At 38.7% G+C, this 23,087-nt stretch carries 22 protein-coding genes; 9 read left to right on the forward strand and 13 right to left on the reverse strand.

Going from position 1 to position 23,087, the window contains the following annotated elements; translation table 11 throughout:
* Positions 1–110: 110 nt before the first annotated feature.
* From pruA to Q0X77_RS10935, 3 genes are all read right to left on the reverse strand, one after another.
* On the reverse strand, positions 111–1,739 hold the full coding sequence (gene pruA / locus Q0X77_RS10925; RefSeq protein ID WP_297797243.1) for an L-glutamate gamma-semialdehyde dehydrogenase: 1,629 nt from the start codon (positions 1,737–1,739) through the stop codon (positions 111–113).
* A gap of 83 nt (positions 1,740–1,822) precedes the next feature.
* The gene (gene apaG, locus Q0X77_RS10930; RefSeq protein WP_297797245.1) at positions 1,823–2,209 is read right to left on the reverse strand and encodes a Co2+/Mg2+ efflux protein ApaG; all 387 of its coding nucleotides are present in this window, start codon (positions 2,207–2,209) and stop codon (positions 1,823–1,825) included.
* Positions 2,210–2,604: 395 nt separating this feature from the next.
* On the reverse strand, positions 2,605–3,849 hold the full coding sequence (locus tag Q0X77_RS10935; protein WP_297797247.1) for a DUF5103 domain-containing protein: 1,245 nt from the start codon (positions 3,847–3,849) through the stop codon (positions 2,605–2,607).
* Positions 3,850–4,001: 152 nt separating this feature from the next.
* Between Q0X77_RS10935 and Q0X77_RS10940 the strand changes: the two genes are divergently transcribed.
* The 8 genes from Q0X77_RS10940 to Q0X77_RS10975 all read left to right on the forward strand — a co-directional run bounded on the left by Q0X77_RS10940 (position 4,002) and on the right by Q0X77_RS10975 (position 11,536).
* Positions 4,002–5,351: a Na(+)-translocating NADH-quinone reductase subunit A gene (locus Q0X77_RS10940; protein ID WP_297797249.1), complete on the forward strand. Its 1,350-nt coding sequence runs from the start codon at positions 4,002–4,004 to the stop codon at positions 5,349–5,351.
* Between the two features lie 2 nt (positions 5,352–5,353).
* Complete coding sequence (locus Q0X77_RS10945) at positions 5,354–6,628, forward strand: NADH:ubiquinone reductase (Na(+)-transporting) subunit B (RefSeq protein WP_297797251.1); 1,275 nt, start codon at positions 5,354–5,356, stop codon at positions 6,626–6,628.
* Between the two features lie 2 nt (positions 6,629–6,630).
* Entirely contained in the window at positions 6,631–7,380 is a 750-nt protein-coding gene (locus Q0X77_RS10950) for a Na(+)-translocating NADH-quinone reductase subunit C (protein ID WP_297797253.1), read from the forward strand.
* A 2-nt stretch (positions 7,381–7,382) separates the two neighbouring features.
* On the forward strand, positions 7,383–8,030 hold the full coding sequence (locus tag Q0X77_RS10955) for an NADH:ubiquinone reductase (Na(+)-transporting) subunit D (RefSeq protein WP_297797255.1): 648 nt from the start codon (positions 7,383–7,385) through the stop codon (positions 8,028–8,030).
* Between the two features lie 21 nt (positions 8,031–8,051).
* On the forward strand, positions 8,052–8,798 hold the full coding sequence (gene nqrE / locus Q0X77_RS10960) for an NADH:ubiquinone reductase (Na(+)-transporting) subunit E (protein WP_297797257.1): 747 nt from the start codon (positions 8,052–8,054) through the stop codon (positions 8,796–8,798).
* On the forward strand, positions 8,795–10,102 hold the full coding sequence (gene nqrF, locus Q0X77_RS10965) for an NADH:ubiquinone reductase (Na(+)-transporting) subunit F (protein WP_297797259.1): 1,308 nt from the start codon (positions 8,795–8,797) through the stop codon (positions 10,100–10,102). Before nqrE ends, nqrF begins: the two co-directional genes overlap by 4 nt.
* 68 nt (positions 10,103–10,170) lie before the next feature.
* Positions 10,171–10,527, forward strand: coding sequence for a Na(+)-translocating NADH-quinone reductase subunit F (locus Q0X77_RS10970; protein ID WP_297797261.1), 357 nt, complete (start codon positions 10,171–10,173; stop codon positions 10,525–10,527).
* Positions 10,508–11,536, forward strand: a complete 1,029-nt coding sequence (locus Q0X77_RS10975; protein ID WP_297797284.1) for an FAD:protein FMN transferase — start codon at positions 10,508–10,510, stop codon at positions 11,534–11,536. Before Q0X77_RS10970 ends, Q0X77_RS10975 begins: the two co-directional genes overlap by 20 nt.
* On the opposite strand, the gene Q0X77_RS10980 is transcribed toward Q0X77_RS10975, so the two are convergent.
* Genes Q0X77_RS10980 through gpmI form a run of 3 tightly spaced genes read right to left on the reverse strand, consistent with a single transcriptional unit; the run spans position 11,537 to position 14,671 of the window.
* On the reverse strand, positions 11,537–12,301 hold the full coding sequence (locus Q0X77_RS10980) for a class I SAM-dependent methyltransferase (RefSeq protein ID WP_297797263.1): 765 nt from the start codon (positions 12,299–12,301) through the stop codon (positions 11,537–11,539).
* Between the two features lie 10 nt (positions 12,302–12,311).
* Complete coding sequence (gene map, locus Q0X77_RS10985) at positions 12,312–13,130, reverse strand: type I methionyl aminopeptidase (RefSeq protein WP_297797265.1); 819 nt, start codon at positions 13,128–13,130, stop codon at positions 12,312–12,314.
* Positions 13,131–13,153: 23 nt separating this feature from the next.
* Positions 13,154–14,671 carry a 2,3-bisphosphoglycerate-independent phosphoglycerate mutase gene (gpmI, locus tag Q0X77_RS10990; RefSeq protein WP_297797267.1) on the reverse strand — a complete coding sequence of 506 codons (1,518 nt, stop codon included), beginning with the start codon at positions 14,669–14,671 and terminating at the stop codon, positions 13,154–13,156.
* Between the two features lie 235 nt (positions 14,672–14,906).
* Between gpmI and Q0X77_RS10995 the strand changes: the two genes are divergently transcribed.
* On the forward strand, positions 14,907–15,299 hold the full coding sequence (locus Q0X77_RS10995) for an ankyrin repeat domain-containing protein (RefSeq protein ID WP_297797269.1): 393 nt from the start codon (positions 14,907–14,909) through the stop codon (positions 15,297–15,299).
* Between the two features lie 119 nt (positions 15,300–15,418).
* Here the strand turns inward: Q0X77_RS10995 and Q0X77_RS15385 are convergent, their stop codons facing one another.
* From Q0X77_RS15385 to Q0X77_RS11025, 7 genes are all read right to left on the reverse strand, one after another.
* The gene (locus tag Q0X77_RS15385; protein WP_366939208.1) at positions 15,419–15,586 is read right to left on the reverse strand and encodes a DUF6747 family protein; all 168 of its coding nucleotides are present in this window, start codon (positions 15,584–15,586) and stop codon (positions 15,419–15,421) included.
* Between the two features lie 120 nt (positions 15,587–15,706).
* Positions 15,707–16,477 (reverse strand): M48 family metalloprotease, encoded by a 771-nt coding sequence (locus Q0X77_RS11000; protein ID WP_297797271.1) that lies wholly within the window; start codon positions 16,475–16,477, stop codon positions 15,707–15,709.
* Between the two features lie 42 nt (positions 16,478–16,519).
* Positions 16,520–17,254 (reverse strand): M15 family metallopeptidase, encoded by a 735-nt coding sequence (locus Q0X77_RS11005; RefSeq protein WP_297797274.1) that lies wholly within the window; start codon positions 17,252–17,254, stop codon positions 16,520–16,522.
* A gap of 259 nt (positions 17,255–17,513) precedes the next feature.
* Positions 17,514–18,692, reverse strand: a complete 1,179-nt coding sequence (locus Q0X77_RS11010; RefSeq protein WP_297797276.1) for a gliding motility-associated C-terminal domain-containing protein — start codon at positions 18,690–18,692, stop codon at positions 17,514–17,516.
* Between the two features lie 13 nt (positions 18,693–18,705).
* Positions 18,706–20,178, reverse strand: coding sequence for a hypothetical protein (locus tag Q0X77_RS11015; RefSeq protein ID WP_297797278.1), 1,473 nt, complete (start codon positions 20,176–20,178; stop codon positions 18,706–18,708).
* A 271-nt stretch (positions 20,179–20,449) separates the two neighbouring features.
* Complete coding sequence (locus Q0X77_RS11020) at positions 20,450–21,598, reverse strand: gliding motility-associated C-terminal domain-containing protein (RefSeq protein ID WP_297797280.1); 1,149 nt, start codon at positions 21,596–21,598, stop codon at positions 20,450–20,452.
* 1 nt (position 21,599) lies between these two features.
* Positions 21,600–23,087, reverse strand: a 1,488-nt coding sequence (locus Q0X77_RS11025) for an exosporium protein (protein ID WP_297797282.1), incomplete at its 5' end; no start/stop codon positions are given.

Genomic DNA, 23,087 nt, shown 5'->3' on the forward strand with positions numbered 1-23,087 from the left:
AATGCGTCAATACCAATATCAGCGGGAAATTTTTGGAATAACTGCATAAGGCCCTTCCTTTTTTCTAAGCAGAGCTTTATGGGTTGAAAAAAAGTTTTGTTTGTCTTTATTTAACCTAAAAATGGATAACGATAATCCTCCGGGGTTACAAAAGTTTCTTTGATTAATCTGGGCGAAACCCACCGTAGTAAATTTTGAGCAGATCCGGCTTTATCATTGGTTCCTGAAGCCCTTGCGCCACCAAATGGCTGTTGCCCTACTACAGCTCCGGTAGGTTTATCATTGATATAGAAATTCCCTGCACAATTCTCAAGTGCTTTCGTAGCCTCATCAATGGCATATCGATCTTTAGCTAAAACAGCACCGGTAAGCGCATATTCAGAGGTAGAATCAACCAATTTCAAAGTATTGGACCATTCCTTATCATCGTAGATATAGATTGTAACCACTGGTCCAAACAATTCAGTTTCCATTGTTGAATAATGGGGATTTGTGGTTAAAATAACCGTAGGTTCTATGAAATAACCTTTGGACTTATCATAATTTCCACCTACAACTATACGGGCATCTTTGTCTTTTTTGGCCTGATCAATATAGGAAGCCAATTTGTCAAACGAACCTTCATGGATTACCGCTGTAATGAAATTGCTCATATCTTCAGGTGATCCTGGTGGATTAAACGATTCCACATCTTTTTTCACCAATTCCAATATTTCTGCTGAAGTAGACTTTGGTAGATATACCCGAGAGGCAGCGCTACACTTTTGACCCTGAAATTCAAAGGCACCACGAGTAATTGCGGTGGCTACCTGCTGAGGTTTTGCAGTGGGATGTGCAATAATAAAGTCTTTACCGCCCGTTTCACCAACAATCCTTGGATATGTTTTATAACGATCTATATTATTTCCTATTTGTTTCCACAAGGCTTTAAAAACATGTGTGCTGCCGGTAAAATGAATTCCTGCGAAGTCAGGGCTTGCCAATACAATATCAGAAATCATTACCGGATCACCGTATACGACATTTATCACTCCGTCCGGAAGACCGGCTTCTTTGAAAATATCTACAATTACTTTTGCTGAAAAGATCTGACTATCGCTGGGTTTCCAAACCACCACGTTACCCATCATTGCTGCACTTGCAGGAAGATTCCCGGCAATTGCTGTAAAATTAAAAGGAGTTATAGCATAAACAAATCCCTCTAAAGGTCTGTACTCGACCCTATTCCAGATTCCCTCTGATGATTCTGGTTGCTCGGCATAAATCTGAGACATATAGCTTACATTAAATCTAAGGAAGTCTATAAACTCGCAAGCAGCATCTATTTCAGCCTGATGTATAGTTTTTGATTGTGCCAGCATTGTTGCGGCATTAATTTTTGCCCTATAGGGCCCGGCAATGAGATCTGCGGCTTTTAAGAAAATACTGGCTCTTTGTTCCCAGGTTAAGGATGCCCAGGCATCACGGGATTGAAGTGCATTTTCTATGGCCTTCTTAACATGATTTTCTTCTGCAACATGATACCTGCCAAGAACGTGCTTATGGTCATGGGGAGGTGTCATAATTCGGGTCTTGGATGTAGTTATTTCTTCGCTGCCAATGAACAGAGGAACATCTATACTTCCATTGAAGTATTCCTGATATTGTTTTAAAACTTCATCTCTTTCAGGAGTACCCGGAGCATAACTCTTAATGGGTTCATTAATTGCCATTGGGACCTCAAAAAAACCTTTACCCATAATCTTTTTTATTAAATTTTTTACGGATCAAAGGTAATAAATCCCCAATCGTTTATAAAATTAAAACAAGTGAAAACGGAGGATTAATTCAAGGCGAAAGGAGCAAAGAATTTAAAAGAAGGAATATAGACTCTGAATTTTTCATTAGTGGTAAAATTCACCATATTATAATGGCCTTTCATAGCTCCAATTGGCGATGCAAGAAGGCATCCGGAACTGTATGTATGAGATTCGCCCGGACGTATTACCGGTTTTTTCCCGATTACACCTTCGCCATCCAAAACTTCCAGATCGTTTAATGCATCATAAATCTGCCAATGTCTCGAAGTTAGCTGAACCGAATCTTTACTTTGATTCTCAATGGTAATAGTATAACCGAAAGCAAAGTGCATTTTATAGTTTTTAAAGAAGGTGCCTTCAAAACTAGTATTCACTGAAATTTTAATGCCTTTGGTAACTTGTGTAATCATCTTTTTCATGTAAAATAAATAACGGTTTACCTATGCATGAGCAGGATATCCGCTAAAGCTGCTAAAATAAAAAAAATCGATTCAGTCCATCTCTATTTAACAATAGTTTAAAATCGGGGCTAATGTCCATCGATTACACTTATGCTAAATTATTTTGAGATATGGGGAAACCTATGGGGGCAAGATAGATAATAGAAATTGATTATGAAAACGTACGATTACTTTATCGGTGTATGACTGTTTTTTCTGTTGAATTTCTGGGCTATAGCTCTTTATATATAGGCAATTGACAATTTTTTACGTGACAAAAACAGGATGGTGCAGAGCCAGAATCAAGGCATTGCAGAACTTAAGTTGGGGTAAGGTTAAACTTTAATGAATTTGACAAATGCAATTTAGTTCGTAATATTTTCAGAATTTGCAGACCCTATACCAATTATTGTGTCATACAGATCTCCAAAATTCCTGTAATAAACCAGAATCAGATATTGGTTCTCTGTAAAATTGAAGTTGCCGCCAACCTTATTGAGGTCTACAATTCCATCTTCGTTTTTTAGCACATATTTATAGTTGTAGAACCCTTGTTTTAGTTTTATGGCGGCTTCCATATTCCCGTTATTGGAATTGTAAATCATTTTATTCTGCTCCTCGAGGGCATAATTGTTAAATTTACCATATACATATACCTCATTTAATCCAATGTCCATGGTGTAGGGAAGACTGAAATGTACAATAGTATATTCTGATTCCCTGGAAAAGTCATCACCCTGCAGGGTCCGGATTGTAAAATCACCATTGATATCAGGGAAATAAGTGTACTCCTTATCATATCTGTAAGAATTTGTAAAAAGGTAGTGGTGGTATAGCTCTTTATATTCGATGTGTGAAATGGCTGAAGAAGGTGCTCTCAAATCACTTGTATCAAAATTCAGAAATTCATTTCCTCCAAAAAAACTGGTCTCGGCATCGTACCTATATGTTAAAGTGTTTCCTAATACGAATTGAGGAGGAACATTAGTTATTGCATTGGACCATTGGTAATTCTGGATTATGGCAACCTTCACTTCTTTTAAAGGATTTACCAGTTGAAGACTGAAAGGAACAATCGTGAATTGCACGGATTGTTTTTGGTTTAGAAAATCAAAATTCCTGGAATTTCTGGTCGTGGCCCCTACGGTTACCAAATCTTTATAAACTACAAATCTCCTTGAAAATTGAAGTTCGTAGTTCGCATTATAAATTTCAAGGACGTAATTACCGCTTACTTTTAAGCTCACTTCCGCATTGGGAATAGTTAAGCGATAGTTGGAGTAGGTTTCAAGGGTGTTATAGCTGTTGGTATAATTAATAATCCTTTGATTGTCAGTGCCCCGAAGATATTGTGATTTTAGAAGTTCGGAGGGAGTCCAGTCATAATCACAGTAAACAATCTTATAATAGTAGTCTTGTTCGCTAGCCGTCAAATCATCAAACTCCAAATAAACAGGCTCTCCAAGGGTAATAACCGGAAACTGATCATCTGTTGGCCCCTTAAAGATTATAGTCTTAATATTTTCTGGTGGGTTAACTTCTTCCTGAACCTGGGAATACAAGTGGCAGCTAAGCAAAAAGAAAAATATTTGTTTAAGAATTAAGCGCATTTTTAGCCTGTTTTTCAGGTAAAGGTAAACAAAATGCATACCCAAAAAAGTCATATCGGTGTATTACCTAAAATTATAGTTAATTATTATGATAACAGTGTCATAAGTGCTATTTTTACGCGAAATTTTGATAAACTAAAGGTTTGTAATCTATGTCTAAAGACATTCGTATTAAGAAGGGCTTGAACGTTAATCTTGTAGGTTCTGCAGAACAAAATACATCCAAATCAGTTTTAAGCAATATTTACGCGATTAATCTTTTGGATTTTTATGGTATCACGCCAAAATTGCTCGTAAAACAAGGTGCAGAGATTAAAGCAGGCGAACCATTGTTCTTTAACAAGGATAATGCCGATATGCTTTTTGTTTCTCCTGTAAGCGGCGAATTAGTGGAAATAATCAGAGGAGCTCGAAGAAAAATACTGACCATAAAAATTCTTGCCGACAAAACCCAGGTTTATCATGAAAATGAAACTTTAAAAGCTAATGCAAATTCTGAGGAAATAAAGTCTATCCTTCTCAAATCCGGCTGCTGGCCATTCATAAAACAACGACCATACGATGTAATTGCGGACCCGGCGGTTACGCCAAAGGCTATTTTTGTTTCGGCTTACATAACAGCACCACTTGCCGCTGATATAGAGTATACTTTAAAGGGTAAGGAGCGTGAATTGCAAACAGCACTGACCGCTCTGGATAATCTTACACCCGGTAAAGTACATGTTTCTGTGGCCAAGGGTTCAAATTCTATTTTTTCCGATCTAAAAAATATTGAACTACACAGCGTTTCCGGTCCTCATCCTGCGGGATTGGTTGGAACTCAGATAAACAAAATTGATCCGATAAATAAAGGTGAGGTCGTTTGGACTGTATCACCCCAGGATCTTGTTATAATTGGGGAGTTGCTTTTAACGGGCAGATTTAATGCCGATCGCATAATCGCCCTTGCCGGGTCATCTGTAAAATCGCCTAAGTATTTTACAACAAAAATAGGAGCGGAGATAGCTACTTTTCTGTATTCCAGCGGTGTTGTGGACAAAAGATTTCGCGTAATTAACGGAGATGTACTAACAGGTAAAAAAACAGGTCCCGCCGGATACCTCGGTTTTTATAATAATACGGTGAGTGTTATTCCTGAGGGAGATGATTATGAATTCTTTGGTTGGAACAAGCCTGTTTTTGATAAGGTTTCTTCAACAAGAGCGCTTACATTTTCCTGGTTGCAACCCAATAAGAAATATAAATTAGACACCAATACCAACGGCGAACACAGGGCATTTGTGGTTACAGGGATGTATGAAGAAGTATTCCCATTAGACATTTATCCGTTGCAACTCTTAAAAGCATGCATGGTAAAAGATCTTGATGAGATGGAACAGCTCGGATTATACGAGGTAATTCCGGAAGATTTTTCTTTAACTGAATTCATTTGCATTTCCAAACAACCGCATCAGCAGATAATCCGTGAAGGGTTGGATTTATTACAAAAAGAAATAGGATAAACATGAGTACTAAACGATTGACTTTTAAGAAAAGGTTACATATTCTCAAGCATAGATACAGGGGTAAGAAGATGGCTCCTGCATTCAATGCTTTTCATACGTTTCTGTTTTCTCCTGATGAAACTACTCATTCGGGATCTCACATCAGAGCAGCTGACGACCTAAAGAGGACCATGAATACTGTGATTATGGCATTGGTTCCCGTTTTGGTGTTTTCTTTCTTCAATACAGGCTATCAACACTATTCGGCAATAAACGGTTTTCCGGAAAATTTTTCGGTGATTGATCATTTCCTAACCTTTGATAATTTCTGGTTAGGTTTCGTCCAGGTTATGCCTCTGGTGGTAGTTTCCTATGGTGTAGGATTATTAATTGAGTTCATATTTGCAGTAATAAAAGGTCATGAAGTAGAGGAGGGATATCTCGTTACCGGAATGTTGGTGCCATTAATTGTACCTGTTGATACCCCACTATGGATGTTGGCCGTTGCAGTAGTATTTGGCGTAATCATTGGGAAAGAAGTGTTTGGAGGAACCGGAATGAATATTCTTAATCCGGCTCTTACCATCAGGGCCTTCTTATTTTTTGCTTATCCAACCTGGATGAGTGGAGATAAAGTCTGGGTGCATGGAGCTGTTGAGCGTGCGGGTACTGCGGATGCGATTTCAGGAGAAACAATTCTCGGATATCTGGCTCAGAATAACGCAAGTGAATATTCCTATTCTGTTTCCGATATGTTTTTTGGGTTTATTCCCGGTTCTGTAGGGGAAACTTCAGCTTTTTTAATATTATTAGGTGGACTTTTCCTGGTATTTAGTAAAATCGCAAGCTGGCGAATTATGTTGAGTGCCGTGATCGGGGCATTGGTAATGGGACTGATCTTTAACGGAGTAGTTGAAGCTGGATGGATTGTTGAAGGAAGCACATTTTACAGCTTAATGAATTTTGAATTTTGGCAACATCTCCTTGTAGGTGGTTTGGCTTTTGGTATTGTATATATGGCTACAGATCCTGTTACCGGGTCTCAAACGAACAAGGGAAAATGGATATACGGATTCTTGATAGGTTTTATCTCAGTAATGATACGCGTATTTAATCCGGCTTATCCCGAAGGTGTTTTCCTTGCAATTCTCTTAATGAATGTTTTTGCTCCTACAATTGATCATTATGTTGTGAGAGGAAATATCAAAAGGAGAATGAACCGTTTAAAGCAGGCAACTGTTTACCCCAAAACTACAGATGGGAAAGCAAAAGAACTAAAAGTAGAAACAATATAATTATGGCATTTAATAAGGAAAAAAACAGTTATACCGTAATCTTTGCCGCTATTATGGTCATTGTTGTTGGATCAGTCTTAGCATATCTTGCCTCTGCATTAAGTGATAAAATTAAAGAGAACGAGAGATTTGAAAAGCAGCAGAATATTCTGTATGCCATGGGTGTCAACGAAAACTCAAATCAGGGGAGTGTAAATTTTATACCAACTGATAAAGTTGAGGCTGAATTTTCCAAGTTCATTACGGAACAACTAGTCATAAATGGAGATCAAATAACTCAAAATGACGAGGCATACCTAATAGACCTCAAAAGGCAAATCGCTGCCATTAAGAAAGGTGAGGCTGCGGAGCTTCCTTTGTTTATTGGAGAAAAAGAAGGAAAGAAATATTATATCATACCTATGTACGGGAAAGGCCTGTGGGATGCTATTTGGGGTTTTATAGCCCTGGATGAAAAAATGGTTGTCCAAGGGGTTTATTTTGATCATAAGGCTGAAACCCCGGGTCTTGGGGCCAATATTAAACAGCGCTATTTTATGGACGATTTTACAGGAGAATCAATTTTAAGCAATAATCAATTCAAAGGGATTGCCGTGGCAAAAGGGAATAATGATCCTGCTAATGCTATTAAGGATGATAATGAGGTCGATGCCTTGGCCGGGGCCACCATTACGGGTAATGGTGTTTCAGCAATGATTAAGGAAAGCGTAAATTTATATAAGGACTATTTAGAAACAATTAGAGTTAACTAAGAATGGCACTACTTTCAAAAAAAGACACAAATCTTATTTTAGATCCACTGGCAGATAATAACCCTATTACAATTCAGGTTCTTGGTATATGCTCAGCCCTGGCAATTACAGCAGAATTACAGGCGTCAGTAGTTATGGCCATTTCCGTACTTTTTGTTTTAGGAGTAGGGAATGTTGTTATTTCCCTTTTACGAAATATTATTCCTACCAAGATCAGGATTATTGTTCAGTTAATTGTTGTGGCAACACTCGTAATTATTGTTGACCAGGTTCTGAAGGCTTTTGCTTATGAATTAAGTAAGACACTATCTGTTTTTGTAGGGTTGATAATCACGAATTGTATCATAATGGGAAGGTTTGAGGCCTTCGCATTGGGTAACGGACCGTGGAAGGCTTTTTTGGATGGGATCGGAAATTCATTGGGGTATGGAGTAATTTTGATTATCGTAGGATTTTTTAGAGAATTACTGGGATCTGGAACATTGTTTGGAATTCAGGTCATGGGAGATCCTGTAACAAAAACAGGACTATATTCCACAGGATACGAAAACAATGGTTTTATGATTATTCCTCCTGCTGCTTTGATAGTTGTTGGGATTATTATTTGGGTACAGCGCTCAAAGAATAGGGCACTTATAGAAGAAAACTAATTTACTTATTAAAAGAAGATTATGTTAGAACATATTGAATTGTTTTTTAAATCCATCTTTATAGATAACATGGTATTTGCTGTGTTTTTAGGGATGTGTTCATATTTGGCAGTGTCCAAAAAAGTAGCAACAGCGGTTGGGTTAGGAGCAGCGGTAATATTTGTACTTGCTGTAACAGTCCCGCTAAATTGGTTATTGGACCAATATTTATTAAGGGATGGGGCCCTTGTTTGGCTTGGCCCGGAATATGCTGATTATAATTTAAGCTTTTTGTCATTTATTCTATTTATAGCCACTATAGCTACGATGGTGCAGTTGGTGGAAATTGTAGTTGAAAAATTTTCGCCTGCTTTATATAACTCACTCGGGATATTTTTGCCTCTGATTGCTGTTAACTGTGCCATCCTTGGAGGTTCCTTGTTTATGCAGTCAAGAGAGATTGAAACATTGGGATTGGCCTTTAATTATGGTGTGAGTTCAGGAATAGGCTGGTTTTTGGCTATTTTGGCAATTGCTGCCATTCGTGAAAAAATAAGATACTCCAATGTCCCTCCGCCTTTAAGGGGGTTAGGCATCACCTTTATTATAACAGGTTTAATGGGGATTGGCTTCCAAAGTTTCGGAGGAATGCTTACAGGAGGAGATGACGCGCCGGCCGTTGTGGAAGAGACTACTGCCGAGAAGAGTGAAGAGAAGAACGCAAAAGTGGCGGAAGAAATAGACGAGAAAGAGATTTCTTATAACGATTTAATAAAAGACGAGGAATGATTTTAGCTACAAGCACCCTTGGTACTATAACAATTACGGTTATTGCATTTATGATATTATTGTTATTATTGGTGACACTTTTACTTTTCACAAAAGAAAAGCTTTCTCCTTCGGGTCCCGTAACAATAACAATTAATGGCGAAAAAAAGATACAGGTTGCCTCAGGAAGTTCTTTACTTTCTACCTTAGGGAATCAAAAAGTTTTTCTTCCGTCTGCATGTGGTGGAGGTGGTACCTGCATTCAGTGTGAGTGTCACGTACTATCCGGTGGTGGAGAAGCCCTTCCCACGGAAACACCGCACTTTTCAAAAAGGGAATTAACAGAAGGTGCCAGATTAGCATGCCAGGTTAAAGTAAAACAGGACATGGAAATAACTATTCCTGAAGAAGTTTTTGGCATCAAAAAATGGGAAGGAACAGTGGTTCGTAATTACAATGTGGCATCCTTCATCAAAGAATTTGTAGTTGAGATTCCTGAGGATATGGGTTATAAAGCAGGGGGTTATATCCAAATTGAAATACCTGCATGTGAGATTAAGTATTCCGATATAGATATTACGGCTCATCCTGAAGAACATGAAACTCCGGATAAGTTTCAAAATGAGTGGGATAAGTTTAATCTCTGGCCTTTGGTAATGAAAAATACAGAAGTTGTTGAGCGTGCTTATTCTATGGCTTCTTTTCCTGCAGAGGGCAGGGAGATAATGTTAAACGTTCGTATCGCTACTCCTCCATGGGACAGGTCTAAAAACAGTTGGATGGATGTAAACCCCGGTGTGGCTTCCTCTTTTATTTTTGCTCAAAAACCTGGAGATAAGGTAACCATTTCCGGACCTTACGGTGAATTTTTTATAAATGAATCGGATTCGGAGATGTTATATGTGGGTGGAGGTGCCGGCATGGCTCCGATGAGGTCACATTTATATCACTTGTTCAAAACTCTGAAAACCAATCGTAAAGTTACCTATTGGTATGGTGGACGTTCAAAAAGAGAGTTATTTTATATAGATCATTTTAAAAGATTGGAAGAGGAGTTCCCTAATTTTAAATTTTATATGGCACTGTCAGAACCTCTTGAAGAGGATAACTGGAAGGTAAAAGAAAACCTTGATGCTCCCGGTGATGGCTTTGTTGGATTTATTCATAATTGTGTTATAGATAATTATTTAAATGACCATGAATCTCCGGAAGATATTGAGCTTTACTTTTGTGGTCCGCCACTAATGAACAAAGCGGTTCAAAAGATGGGGGAAGATTTTGGTATCCCTGACGAACATATACGTTTTGATGATTTTGGCGGCTAATTATCTAAAAGGCATATAATATAAAAACCGATATTAATCAATATCGGTTTTTTGATAAATGACATAAAATGCAAGCGCTTACAGTACAAGAATTGCACAACCTGGCAATGAATATTGTGGGGAGACAACTTGAATCTGATGGATATGAATTCATGGGTGTAAATAGTAAACCCAAGAAGAATCCTCAGTTTGTGTGTCTTAAAGAAAAACAGCTGCATTTTATTGTAGTTCGGAGCATTATCTATCCAAACAACCCCAGAAATTATAGTAAGGCACTTATGTCCAAAATCAAAGAGCAGGCATCCAAGTTTGAAGCGCGAACCTATTATGCAGGAGTTGGCTTATCTAATGCCCGGGATCAGAACCTTCCGGTTTACCTTAATGAAGCATATATTGTAGATTATGATGGCCTTATTGAAATTTAGAATCCAAGTAGTTGTTAGTTTTCTGATTGGGCTGGCAATGGGTTCTTGTGTACTTGATTCTGGCCCTTATCTTAAAAATACATACTTCGGAGGGGCCTTAGGGACTTCATATAGCATAACAACGCTGTATCAAGGTGAACTAAATCTGGAGAAAGAAATAGATTCTGTATTTGCTGTCATAAACAATTCTATGTCTACTTATATACCCGATTCAGATATTTCAAAAATAAACAGGGGAGAATCTGAAATAGTGGTAGATCAGATGTTTCGCGATGTATTTGAACTTTCTAAAGAGGTATATTACAGTACAAATGGTTCTTTTGACCCAACTGTGGGGGCTCTGGTTAACGCATGGGGTTTTGGTCCTGCAAAGCAACAGGAATTGGATAGTACCAAAGTAGATAGTATTCTCCAATTTGTGGGTTTTGAGAAGGTTAGTTTAACAGAAGAAGGAACTGTTATTAAGAAAGACCCAAGGATATTTTTCGACTTCAATGCAGTGGCCAAGGGATATGCAATAGATCGGTTGGCAGTTCTGCTCGATCAAAAGGAAATTAAAAATTATTTGATTGAAGTAGGAGGGGAGATTGTTAGCAAAGGTGAGAATAAATTAAAAAATAAGTCCTGGATTGTTGGTATTGATGATCCGCAGCTAGAGGAGGGTAGACGATTAAAATTAACACTTCAACTTAGGGATAGGGCTTTAGCCTCTTCTGGTAATTATAGGAAATTTAGGGTTGATTCTATAACTGGTAAAAAATACGTCCATACCATTGATCCAAAAACAGGTTACACCAAAAATGGGAGGATTTTATCTGCAAGCGTTATTTCAAATACTTGTGCCAGGGCCGATGCATATGCTACCGCATTTATGGTAATGGAACTAGCAGAAACCAAAGACCTTTTGGACTCAATTGAGGAGCTTGAAGCCTATATCATCTACTTTAATGAAAATGGAGAGGTAACTGAATTTATGACCCCGGAATTCAAAAAACTTATCGTGCACTAACTATTTCGTAACCACCGGAATTATTTCGCCTTTGGCCAATCGGTATTTTTCAATATCGGCAATCGGCATCTTTGCAGTATAATCCACCTCATTTACTATAAACCCAACTTCTTTTAATCTGTCAAAATAATCACGTCCGTAAATCCTAACATGATCATATTGTCCAAAAATTTTCGTGCGTTCACTTTTGTCCGTAATAGAATCATCTTCAAAGGTTACTTCTCTTTTCAGATCCTGAGGAACCTGGAAAACACCCCATCCGGAAGGTTTTAATATTCGATAAAGTTCACTCATGGCTTTTCGGTCATCGGGGATATGCTCCAAAACATGATTACATAAAATTATGTCAAAAGTGTTATCCTGAAATGGAAGTGCACAAATATCCGCTTTCACGTCTGCCAATGGGGAATTTAAATCGGTTGTGGTGTAATCCAAAAGTTTTAGTTTTCTGAATTTTTTATAGAAAGCCTGCTCCGGGGCAAAATGTAAAACCTTATGAGGTGCTGTAAAAAAATCGGTTTCATTCTTCAGATATAGCCATAATAGCCGATGCCTTTCCAAAGAAAGGGTAGAAGGGGAAAGTACATTCTCCCTTGGGTTTTCATATCCATACGGAAGGAAACTTCTAAACTTTCTACCATCAATAGGATCTGTGTATTTATTACCCTTGAGGGTGAGAGACAGGATGGGTTTTGCCAGGTAACTCAGTTGAATTAAGAGGGGTCTGGGGATACTATTAAGGACATATTTGAATAATTTTTTCAAAGCCTCCTGATTAGAGTTGAAGTTTTTTTGTTCTAAACTCTTCTTCCTCATTACTTTTTATCCCAAGGGCCTCATAAATATATTGAAAGGTGGAAAGCAATTCTGGCTTTCCATTTATAAGGGCAACATTATGTTCGAAATGAGCACTGGGTTTTCCATCTGCTGTGAGGATGGTCCATCCATCGCGCAACTGCTTTATACGTTTTGTCCCCATATTAATCATCGGTTCAATGGCTATAACCATTCCATTAGCAAATTTCTTGCCTCTTCCCCGTTTACCATAGTTGGGAATTTCCGGTCCTTCATGGAGTTTTTTACCGAGACCGTGACCAACAAGTTCGCGAACTACTCCATACCCGTGACTTTCGCAGTAGTTTTGTATGGCAAAACCAACATCGCCAACGCGATTCCCAAGCTTGAACTCTCTTATCCCTTTGTAAAGTGATTCCTTTGTAACCTTAAGAAGATTTTTAGTATTTTCATCAACGGATCCCACCTCAAATGTATATGCATGATCACCATAAAATCCATTTTTCAATGCGCCACAGTCTACAGAAATAATATCTCCGTCCTTTAAAGGTTCTTTGCTTGGGATACCATGGACTACCTGGGCATTAGGACTCAGATTGAGTGTGTTCGGAAAATCATACATTCCCAAAAAACCTGGCTCCGCTCCATGATCGCGAATAAAATCTTCTGCCAATCTGTCCAGATAAAGACCATCAATACCGGGTTTAATTTCAGAAGCTAGCATTCCCAGGGTTTTAGATACTACTAAGGCGCTTTCTCTAAGAAGCTCTATCTCTTCTAATGTCTTTAATACTACCATAGGGTAAATTTACTATTTTAAGGCTATATAAGGGAGTGCCGAGTCATTTGTGAGGGCTGGGCGATACCCATCAATTTAAGAATAGTTGGAGCTAAATCGCCAAGTACACCATCATTAATTTTTTTAATATCCTTGTCAACTAGAATCAAAGGCACCGGATTTGTAGTGTGAGCGGTATTGGGTGATCCATCGGGATTGATCATTGTATCACAATTCCCATGGTCTGCAATTACCAATGTACTATATCCATTCTCAAGTCCTGCATTAATAACATCCTTAGCACAAATGTCAACCGTTTCACAGGCTTTTATCGCTGCCTGCATATCTCCTGTATGACCTACCATGTCGGGATTTGCGAAGTTGAGACACACAAAATCCGTTTCCCCTTTATTTAATTCAGGAATAATAGCATCTCTAATTTCATATGCGCTCATTTCGGGCTTCAGGTCATAAGTTGCTACTTTAGGGGAAGGACATAGGATTCGATCTTCTCCCTCAAAGGGTATTTCTCGGCCACCATTAAAGAAAAAAGTAACATGAGGATATTTCTCTGTTTCGGCTATGCGGATCTGTTTTTTGCCATTAATAGCCAGGATTTCACCCAACGTCTCCCTGATATTTTCTTTGTCATACACGACATGCACTCCTTCATAGGAATCATCATAATTGGTTAGGGTCACGTAATAAAGATCCAGTTTATGCATGTTATATTCGTGAAAATCTTTTTGACTCAGTACCTGGGTAAGTTCTCTGCCCCGGTCTGTCCTGAAATTGAAAAAAATTACAACATCACCGTCCTTTATTTTTGTCAATGCTTCGCCTGATTGATTTACCATAGAAATTGGTGTGATAAATTCATCGGTAATACCTTCATCATAACATTTTTGCATTGCCTCGGAAATGTCTCGGTTTTGTTCTCCTTTTCCATTTACCAATAAATCATATGCTATTTTAACACGTTCCCATCTTTTATCCCTATCCATGGCATAATATCTGCCGACTACAGACGCCAGTTTTGTGTTTTTTTCAGAACAAAAATCGGTCAGATCCTTTAAGAAAGTAATCCCGCTTTTTGGATCCACATCTCTTCCATCAGTAAAAGCATGAATAAATGCATTTTCAACGCCATAACTCTCACTTACTTCAATTAGACCTTTTAAGTGATTAATATGGCTATGTACCCCTCCATCACTGACAAGACCAAGAAAATGTACATCCCTATTATGTTCTTTAGCATAGGTGAAAGCCTCTTTGAGTTCTTTTTCATCCTTCAATGTATTTTCCTTAACCGCAAGATTAATTTTAGCCAAATCCTGGTAAACAATTCTTCCGGCTCCCAAATTCATATGTCCTACTTCACTGTTCCCCATTTGTCCTTCAGGCAGGCCAACATTCATTCCATCCGTGAGCAAGTTTGCATTTGGATAATTTTTATAAAGCGAATCTACATAAGGTGTATTGGCATTGTCTATGGCTGAAACTTTAGGGTCCGGAGATTTACCCCATCCATCCAATATCATAAGGATAACCTTTTTGTTCATGATCTTATATTTAAAGAGTTAGCTAAAATACAGCGATTTACTAAGGTTTACCACTATTCTTCACAGCTTTTTTACAATTCTGCGCATCACTTAATTTCACATATGCAAAAAAAGTAATCCGGACATGGAGATGTTAAAATTACGTTATATAACTGTTAATACTGAAACATTTGTCCATAGTTGGCGTCTATTCTAATATAATCAAAATCTATTCATCAATTAAAATCAAAACATCATGAAAAAAACAATCCTGATTGTAGCCACGGCATTTATGTTTGTGGTAAATGGCGTTTATGCCAACAGAACAGCGAATGAACTTAAATTTACTGAAACTCCCGTAACCGTTAAAAAACTGGCTATCAATTCCTTTTGTAAGGCCATTCTGCAAGGCGATTTAGTAACTGTAAAAAAATTAATTGAACTAGGAGAGGATGTAAACAAAAAATCTTTAGGCATGACCCCTGCTATGTACGCCGCCAGGTATAACAAAGCTGAAATATTAGAGTTGCTTATTGAAAATGGTGCGGATTTATCTATCAAAAATGATAAGGGCTATACTGCCAAGAAGTTGGCAAAACTTTCTAATGCAAAAGAAGCCCTTGCGGTTTTAGAAGGACAGCAAACCTAGAAAGAAATGTTTATTCATCAATCAAAAAAAAAGCCCTGGCCAAATTGCCAGGGTTTTCGATTTAGATTGGTTTACAACCTTTAGTGTTCTCGTAAAAGAGTAAACAAAAATTAAATTAATCAAAATTCAAATCCCGTAAAAGCCCTATACAAAAATGCATAGATGGCCATGAACAACATTAAAACACAGAAAAAAGAATAAATCTTTAAAAGAATTACTAAAAATTCCGGTTTGCAGTCGTCAAATGCCTCCAAATAAAGACTTTTAAAATGCAATAGCGTTCCCATATAGTTTCATTTATGATAAAAATCAAAGCTATAAGGGTTAAATTAGGGGTATAAATCAGATTCGGTGGTAAATCAAATATACAAAAAAAAGAATAATGACCTAAGACAACTGTATTTATCTCACTGAGTCTGTTCTTCGTATTTTTTAATTGATTCTTTAATTTTTTGAATTCTGTTATCCGGATCAGGATGGGTACTTTGAAATTCCGGAACTCGGTTGGAACCTGCAGAAGCCTTTAAGACTTCCATTACATGGATCATTTCTTCCGGATCATAATTACTCTGCATCATAAAGAGGACACCCAGGTCATCACTTTCCAGTTCATCTTCGCGACCATTTGTCAACAATGTGTTTTGACCAATGCTGCCCACAATGCCACCAGCATCTGCCCCCACACTCGCACCCATGGAAATTGTTTTCCAAAAATTACTTTCTGCAATTCGCTCAGCTGAATGCCTGCCTATAACATGACCTATTTCATGCCCTAGTACACCTGCGAGCTGTGCCTCATTCAGTTGTTTGAATAAAGCATATGTTATAAATACCTGGCCACCCGGTAAGGCAAAAGCATTTACTGTTGCATCATCGGCAAGTAGATGAAACTCATATTCATAGGGCGTTTCTCTTGCTATGCTGTTTTCCACCAAGCGGTTCCCGATGGCATCAACAAGGGTCTGAAGGCGTTCATCGGTATATAACCCACCGTATTGTTGCGCTATTTCAGGGGCACTTTGGAGGCCTATAGCAATTTCCTGTTCCGATGTCATATTGATGTTTTGAACTCTCCCCGTATAAGGATTTTCTTCCTTATTATTCCATCGCTGGATGACCGCAAATGCTACTATTATCAAGCCAATAACTATTCTGATTTTCCAACTACCTCTTCTCATAGCATTATATTTATCTAAATAAATCTAAAACATATTGATTGCTCACAAAAGTGTCTGATTGATATCAAGAACATTATCTTCAATATAGGTCTTGATAAACTCTGTTGTTAAATGATCACTACCTAAAAATTCCTCTTTTTTTATTTGCTTTAAAATGTTTTTAAGCCTGAATGTTTTCAGCATTGGTTTAGATAGCGGAGCGTAGCTATAATGCCAGGGCTCATATTTAAAACCTCTCCTTTTGGGATTATCCGTGTAAACAATATAATACCCATATTTTTCAGAATTTTCGTCCATCCATTTTTTGAAACTTTCAAAAGGCCCGCCTGTTTTAAATTTGTCGGGATCTAAAACATCACCATCAACATCTTTCTTACCATCAATAATATCAATATCTGTTCCCCAATGGTGCCTGCTAGTGCCTGGAATTGTGGAATACTCTATTATTTTTTCAATAGCATCCAGCGGTTCCATCCCATCTTCATCTGTATATTTTAAATATTTGCGTTCAAAAATAGCAGCTTGCCTATCAAAATTACGATAACTCGAAACAATTTTCAATTGGATACCATCTGCTGAGGCTGCCTTTTTCATTTCAATAAATGCATCATGAGCTTCCTTCCTCAGGTTAATGCCATCTCCATATAGTTCAATATCTTCTTTTCCCATTAATTCCTCGATGGAATATTTAATGTCCTGAAGAATCAATGTACTCGGGACAATAGTCAGAGCCAGTCCACAAAATCCACTCCTTTTAACAAACAACCTTCTATCCATAATTTTTTATTTAATCCGGGACATATATGATTTCAAATACTAAATCAAAAAAGATACCATTTATAAAATTTAGATTAATAAGTAGGGTCGATTTTCCATAAGTTGATTGCTGATAGAAAATTTAGCCATACTGCCTACTCCAAAGTTAATAAGTATTTTGAGATAACAGATACTCCTAAGAATGTTTATAGGTGGATACTGCCCAAGGTTTAATGTGCAAGTTGGAAAAAATCATTAATGGGAAGTTGAGAGTTCTGGACTAATTTGAAATGTAAAGATACCCCTGATGTTTTCGGCGCAAATCATTAAGCGTGATAATGTAGAAGTAAATCCCATTTTCTAATCCGGAGTTTCTTTGAATCGCAGTTTCCATGTTTGAATAACCATTAAACTGGCCGTCGTAGTTATCCATACTATATACCAAAACCCCATAACGATTAAAAATCTGCAGGGAATTATTCGGGGAATTTTCAATGCCCTCAATAGTTAATACATCATTTTGACCATCACCATTTGGGGTCATATAATAGTTGTCCAGTTCTATGGTATCGAAAGTTTCCAGCATGTCATCATTGCCACCAATCGTAATAATCTCATAATCATTGGGGACAAAAAGATCTGAAGTAATTGTACCGTAGTCTATACCTCCCTCAACACCAGTATTTCCCAAATTCACCCATTGGCTTTCAGATTTACTCCAACCAACAACTTTTAGATCACTAATAAATTCACCTAAAGCGGCAATATTACTATAAACATCCCAGCTAAGGGTTACATTTGAAGGCACATCACCTTCAAGTCTCCAAAATTCTTTGTCAGACACGGACATATATTCTGAAGACCTTTTATCTGTGCTGTAAGTTGCGTTCAAAGTTTTTGAATTATTGGGATCTTCAAAAAAGTATGCACATTTCGCCAAAGAATTTATTGCCATGGATGTTATGGTTAATGGCCTTAGCCTTTGATCGTCCCCAACGGGAAATACGAAAGAATCTTTATTGGTCATTGCGGCATAACCATATACTTTAGAAACGCTACTTTCTCCTGTATAAAAAGAATTGTCAAAGAAATTTGAATAAATCCCTGATTGTGTTCTTGGGGTAATGATATCACCTGTAATTAAATTCCCATTATTGTTTACTCCTAAAGAGGTCTGGAGTACCAACCCGTTTTCCACGGCGACTTCAGCATCAAAAAAGATAGGGGTAAAAGCTCCGGAAACGGTTAATTGGCCAAAATCACTGTAAAAGCCAACAAGTCCCATATTCTGGTCAAAAGTTCCATCATTAATCAGGTCTAGATGTAATCCAACCATTGCAGTTTCATGGATTTGAATGTTGCCATAGTTGTGTAATGCTTCTTGAGCATACATCGGCGTACCCAAAACAATTATGCTTAAAATAAACCCGGATTTCAATATTTGAAAAATATTTTCCATGATTACGGTTTGTTTACTTTCTCCAAGCAATCTCAATTAAAGTCTGAGGGTAGTCTATACTGTTCCCATTACAATACGCCTGTATAAAATCGCCTTCACTTATGTCAATGTTCAGAGTATTGTTATGATTTCCAGCTTGTGCGGCCATGCTGAGGCTGGTAATAACGGTTCCCGAATCATTTTTTCTAATTTCCAGTGTCCATGTTTGGGCGATGTTGGTTTGTGCGGTGATTGCGGTTATCGTTCCGTCCCTTACCATGCGCCAACCGCTGAGATTTGATTGGGCACCATTGAATTGTCGTAGGTACTGATTAGAGGTATTGTTGCTATTTCGTCCCCAACCGACCATGGTTCTGTCAACACTCAACCACTTACTTCGGGTTCCATCATAGATATATAATATGCCATCATCTCCAACGAACATTTGACCACCTGAATTTCCTGTAGGTGTAGAAGTACTTGGTTTGATTCTCAATGGTACGCCAGTACTTTCGATATCGACCTGGGCCGCTGGAGTGGTTGTTCCCACGCCAACCTGACCCGAGGCGTCGATTCTGAAAGCTTCCGAACCGTTGGTTGAAAAACCAAGTTCGTCAGTGGCTGCTTTATATATTCCCGTGTCATTATCGTCTGTAAACCGATATGAGGGTGAACCGGCAGTACCGTCTGAATTATTCAATCCGGACGTTTTGGTCGTCCCACTAACAGTCAATTTATTGGTCAGTCCCGAATTGGTTCCAATTCCCAATCGATTGTTGGTATTGTCCCAGAATAATTGACCATTGTTTTCTGTGATCTTTGTATCTCCACCTGCAAAGAAAATTGATCCAACGGTACCTGATACATCAGTGCCATCAGCACCGTCAGCACCATCGAGACCGGGTATTCCCTGCGGTCCTGTTAAATCGGAAGTTGTAAAACTTGACCCGTCTGTAAAATTCAGTGTAAAAGTTCCGTCACCGTTATCGGTTGTAGAAGCGATCCCGTTACCGTCAGCTCCGTCCGCTCCATTGGCACCGTCAGCCCCGTCAACACCATTTGTTCCATCAGCTCCATCAGCTCCGTCAGCACCGGGAGCGCCCATAGGTCCTGTTAATCCTATTGGTCCTTGGGGTCCGGTTAGATCTGAAGAAGTAAAAGAGGTACCATCCGAATAATTTATTGTAAATGTTCCATTTCCGTTGTCTACAAATGTGAAGGTTCCGGGATTAGAGCCTGACCCACTGCACAGGTCTTTCCATTGTGCGCCATCATAGAGATAGACACATTGGGCTTCTATGTTATAGACTAAAGCTCCGCGCAATGGCGTTATACCTTGCATTTGAGCGGTTGTAAGACGAGTTAGTACGAAAGCCTTGTTGCTGCTTTCTAATTCTAAGATTGAAGCACTGTTTATATTATTGGGGTTTTCACCGATTTTTACCTGTGCAGTCGCTATTGTAGAAAAGACGACTAACAGAGCAAAAATTAACTTTTTTGGGGTCATTTTAGTAAGATTTGGGCCGAAATCAATAATTCAACGTAAAAATAGCCCTTAGATGAGGTCAGGGATAGAAAATGTTGTGTAGTTCTATAAAAGTGTTGTGAAAATTACCTGTGCCACCAATTAGCGGGAATAATTACTTTTTATCGACTTTCCAAAGATTTCAGAATAAGCGATTCAAATACAAGTAACCCGATAAGATGCTTTCGGTTCTTAGAGCGTGTTTTGGAAGATGGATTCCTTATGGAATAAGAATTAGCCAAAAAGGCTTCAATTATTCAAAAGTAAGATAGAAATAACCCTGATACTTCAGATTAAGATCCTTTAAATCAATAATATAAAAATAAACACCTTCCGGTAAATAATTATTTTTTTGATTGCCATTTCTATTTGAAATACCTTGAAATTCATTCAGGTAATTCGTTTTGTCATATACTAATAAACCGGACCTATTAAATACTTTTAATTCATTATTTGGTGATTGCTCAATAATCTTTAGACTAAAAAAGTCATTAATTCCATCCCCATTGGGCGTTATGGCATAGTTGCCAGGTTCGTTGCCTTTGGTATTAAACAAAAAACCCAATGTAAAGATTTCATAATCATTGGCATTGAAGATATTGGAAGTGACGCTACCTTCGCTTACAGTCCCTTCATATTTGGCATTTCCCAAATTATTCCATTGTTCATTTTTCTTGTTCCATCCTGCAACTGTTATACTTTCTCTGTTATTAATCGAAGTATCCATAATGGAGCCGGAGTTCCAATTTAGCGTTATTTGAATCCTGCCGGTTGTAGTCAAATTCCAGAATTCCTGGGTATTTATGCCTCCCAGGCTGTTATCCCTATTTTTACTGTTAAAACTTTTAGCAAAACTTCTGGGATAGTCAGGATTTTCAAAGAAATAAGCACATTTTGCAAGGAATACATCGTCAATAAATTGTACTTGTAGTGGTCTTAACAGGTCATCATATCCAACCGGAAAACTAAAAACCTTTTGCCCTTCAACCCCTACCTGGCCATCAATCTTGGAATGGTTGGCAATACCTATATAATCTGCTTTTGCCGTAAACTTTGTGTAGATATTTTTATTAGCCCTTGACGAGATAATATTGCCATATATAATACCCAAAGAGTTGTCTATATGTATTGGAATGTCCAGATAAAGATTCTTTTCAACTGCTAATTCCAAATCGTAAAATGTTGGACTAAAAGCTCCTGAAATATAAAGCGATTCCTGGTCCTGATAAAACCCAATTAACCCTGAATTTCTATCAAAACTCCCGTCATTAGTAAAATCAGTATGGAAACCCACATGACCTTTGGAATGCAGCTGTAAATTTCCAAAATTGTGTATTCCTGCCTGTCCAAAAAGGGAATAATTAGTTACTACAAGCAGGATGACCAAACGTATTTGAAACATATTATTGAATATTTATTTGCTGCCAATTGGTTCCGTCACTTTGTATCCATACGGCTTTATTGCGCTTTAAGGAATTATTTTGATACCCCCTATTGCATATGTATTTTGTGGTAGTCTTGTTGTTGCCATTACTGATGTTTTTTAGGATATAGATTCTCCCGGGACAACTACTTGCAGATGGAAGTCCAATATTGAGGTTGCTTTTTTTCATAACCAGGGTATAATCATTTTCATTTAGTGTAGTATTTGAGTTTGTTGTTCGGATAGGTGCTGCAATGGCTCCGCCTACATGCAATGTAGATGATGGGGACGTTATCCTTATGCCAATATTTCCATTGGTGAATGCCAGATTTTGATTATTTATGTTATAAGTCCTGTTTTCATCACCTTGTGTAATGTTGCTTGTTGCCAAGGTTGTATTGTCATCTAAATCTATACCGGGGGGACCTGTATCACCTTTGTCTCCTTTATCCCCTTTCTCTCCTTTAGGTCCTTGTTCACCCTGGGGTCCTGTGTCTCCTTTTTCACCTTTAGGACCTGTTTCTCCTATGGGTCCTTGTGGCCCTGTCGGTCCAGTTGCACCATCAGCTCCGTCTGTACCTGCCGGTCCTGAGGGTCCTGTGAGTCCTATTGGTCCCTGGGGACCGGATGCTCCTTGTTCACCTTGCATTCCTTGATCGCCTTTCTCTCCTTTAGGTCCTTGTTCGCCTATTGCACCTTTTGCTGCGGTAGCACCTGCGGGTCCTTGGGGTCCTTTATCCCCTTTTTCACCTTTCTCTCCTTTAGATCCTGTTTCACCGGTATCGCCTTTCTCACCCGTGTCACCTTTAGGACCTGTTTCACCAATGGGTCCCTGAGGCCCGATTGCTCCATCTACGCCGTCTGCGCCTGATGGTCCTGTATCTCCTTTTTCACCTTGAATTCCTTGCGGTCCCATTTCACCAGTCTCACCTTGCTCTCCCTTAGGTCCTTGTTCACCTCGATCACCTTTTTCACCTTTCGGACCTGTTTCTCCTATGGGTCCTGATGGCCCCATTGCGCCATCTACGCCGTCTGCACCTGCCGGTCCTTGTGGTCCTGTCGGTCCGACTTCACCATCTACACCGTCAGCGCCCGCTGGTCCGGTTAATCCTATGGGTCCCTGAGGTCCAACTTCACCATCTACACCGTCAGCACCTGCTTGTCCTGTTAATCCTATAGATCCTTGAGGACCAGTATCTCCTGTGTCTCCTTTTTCACCTTGCATCCCTTGAGGTCCCGTTTCACCGGTTTCACCGGTTTCACCTTTTGGGCCTTTTTCTCCAATGAGTCCCTGCGGCCCAATTGCGCCATTCGTACCTGTAGGTCCTTGTGGTCCTGTAGGTCCGACTTCACCATCTGCTCCGTCAGCACCTGCTTCCCCTGTTAATCCTATAGATCCTTGAGGACCAGTATCTCCTGTGTCTCCTTTTTCACCTTGCATCCCTTGAGGTCCCGTTTCACCGGTTTC

The organism is uncultured Eudoraea sp., from assembly GCF_947258925.1.
Classification (GTDB): Bacteria; Bacteroidota; Bacteroidia; order Flavobacteriales; family Flavobacteriaceae; genus Eudoraea.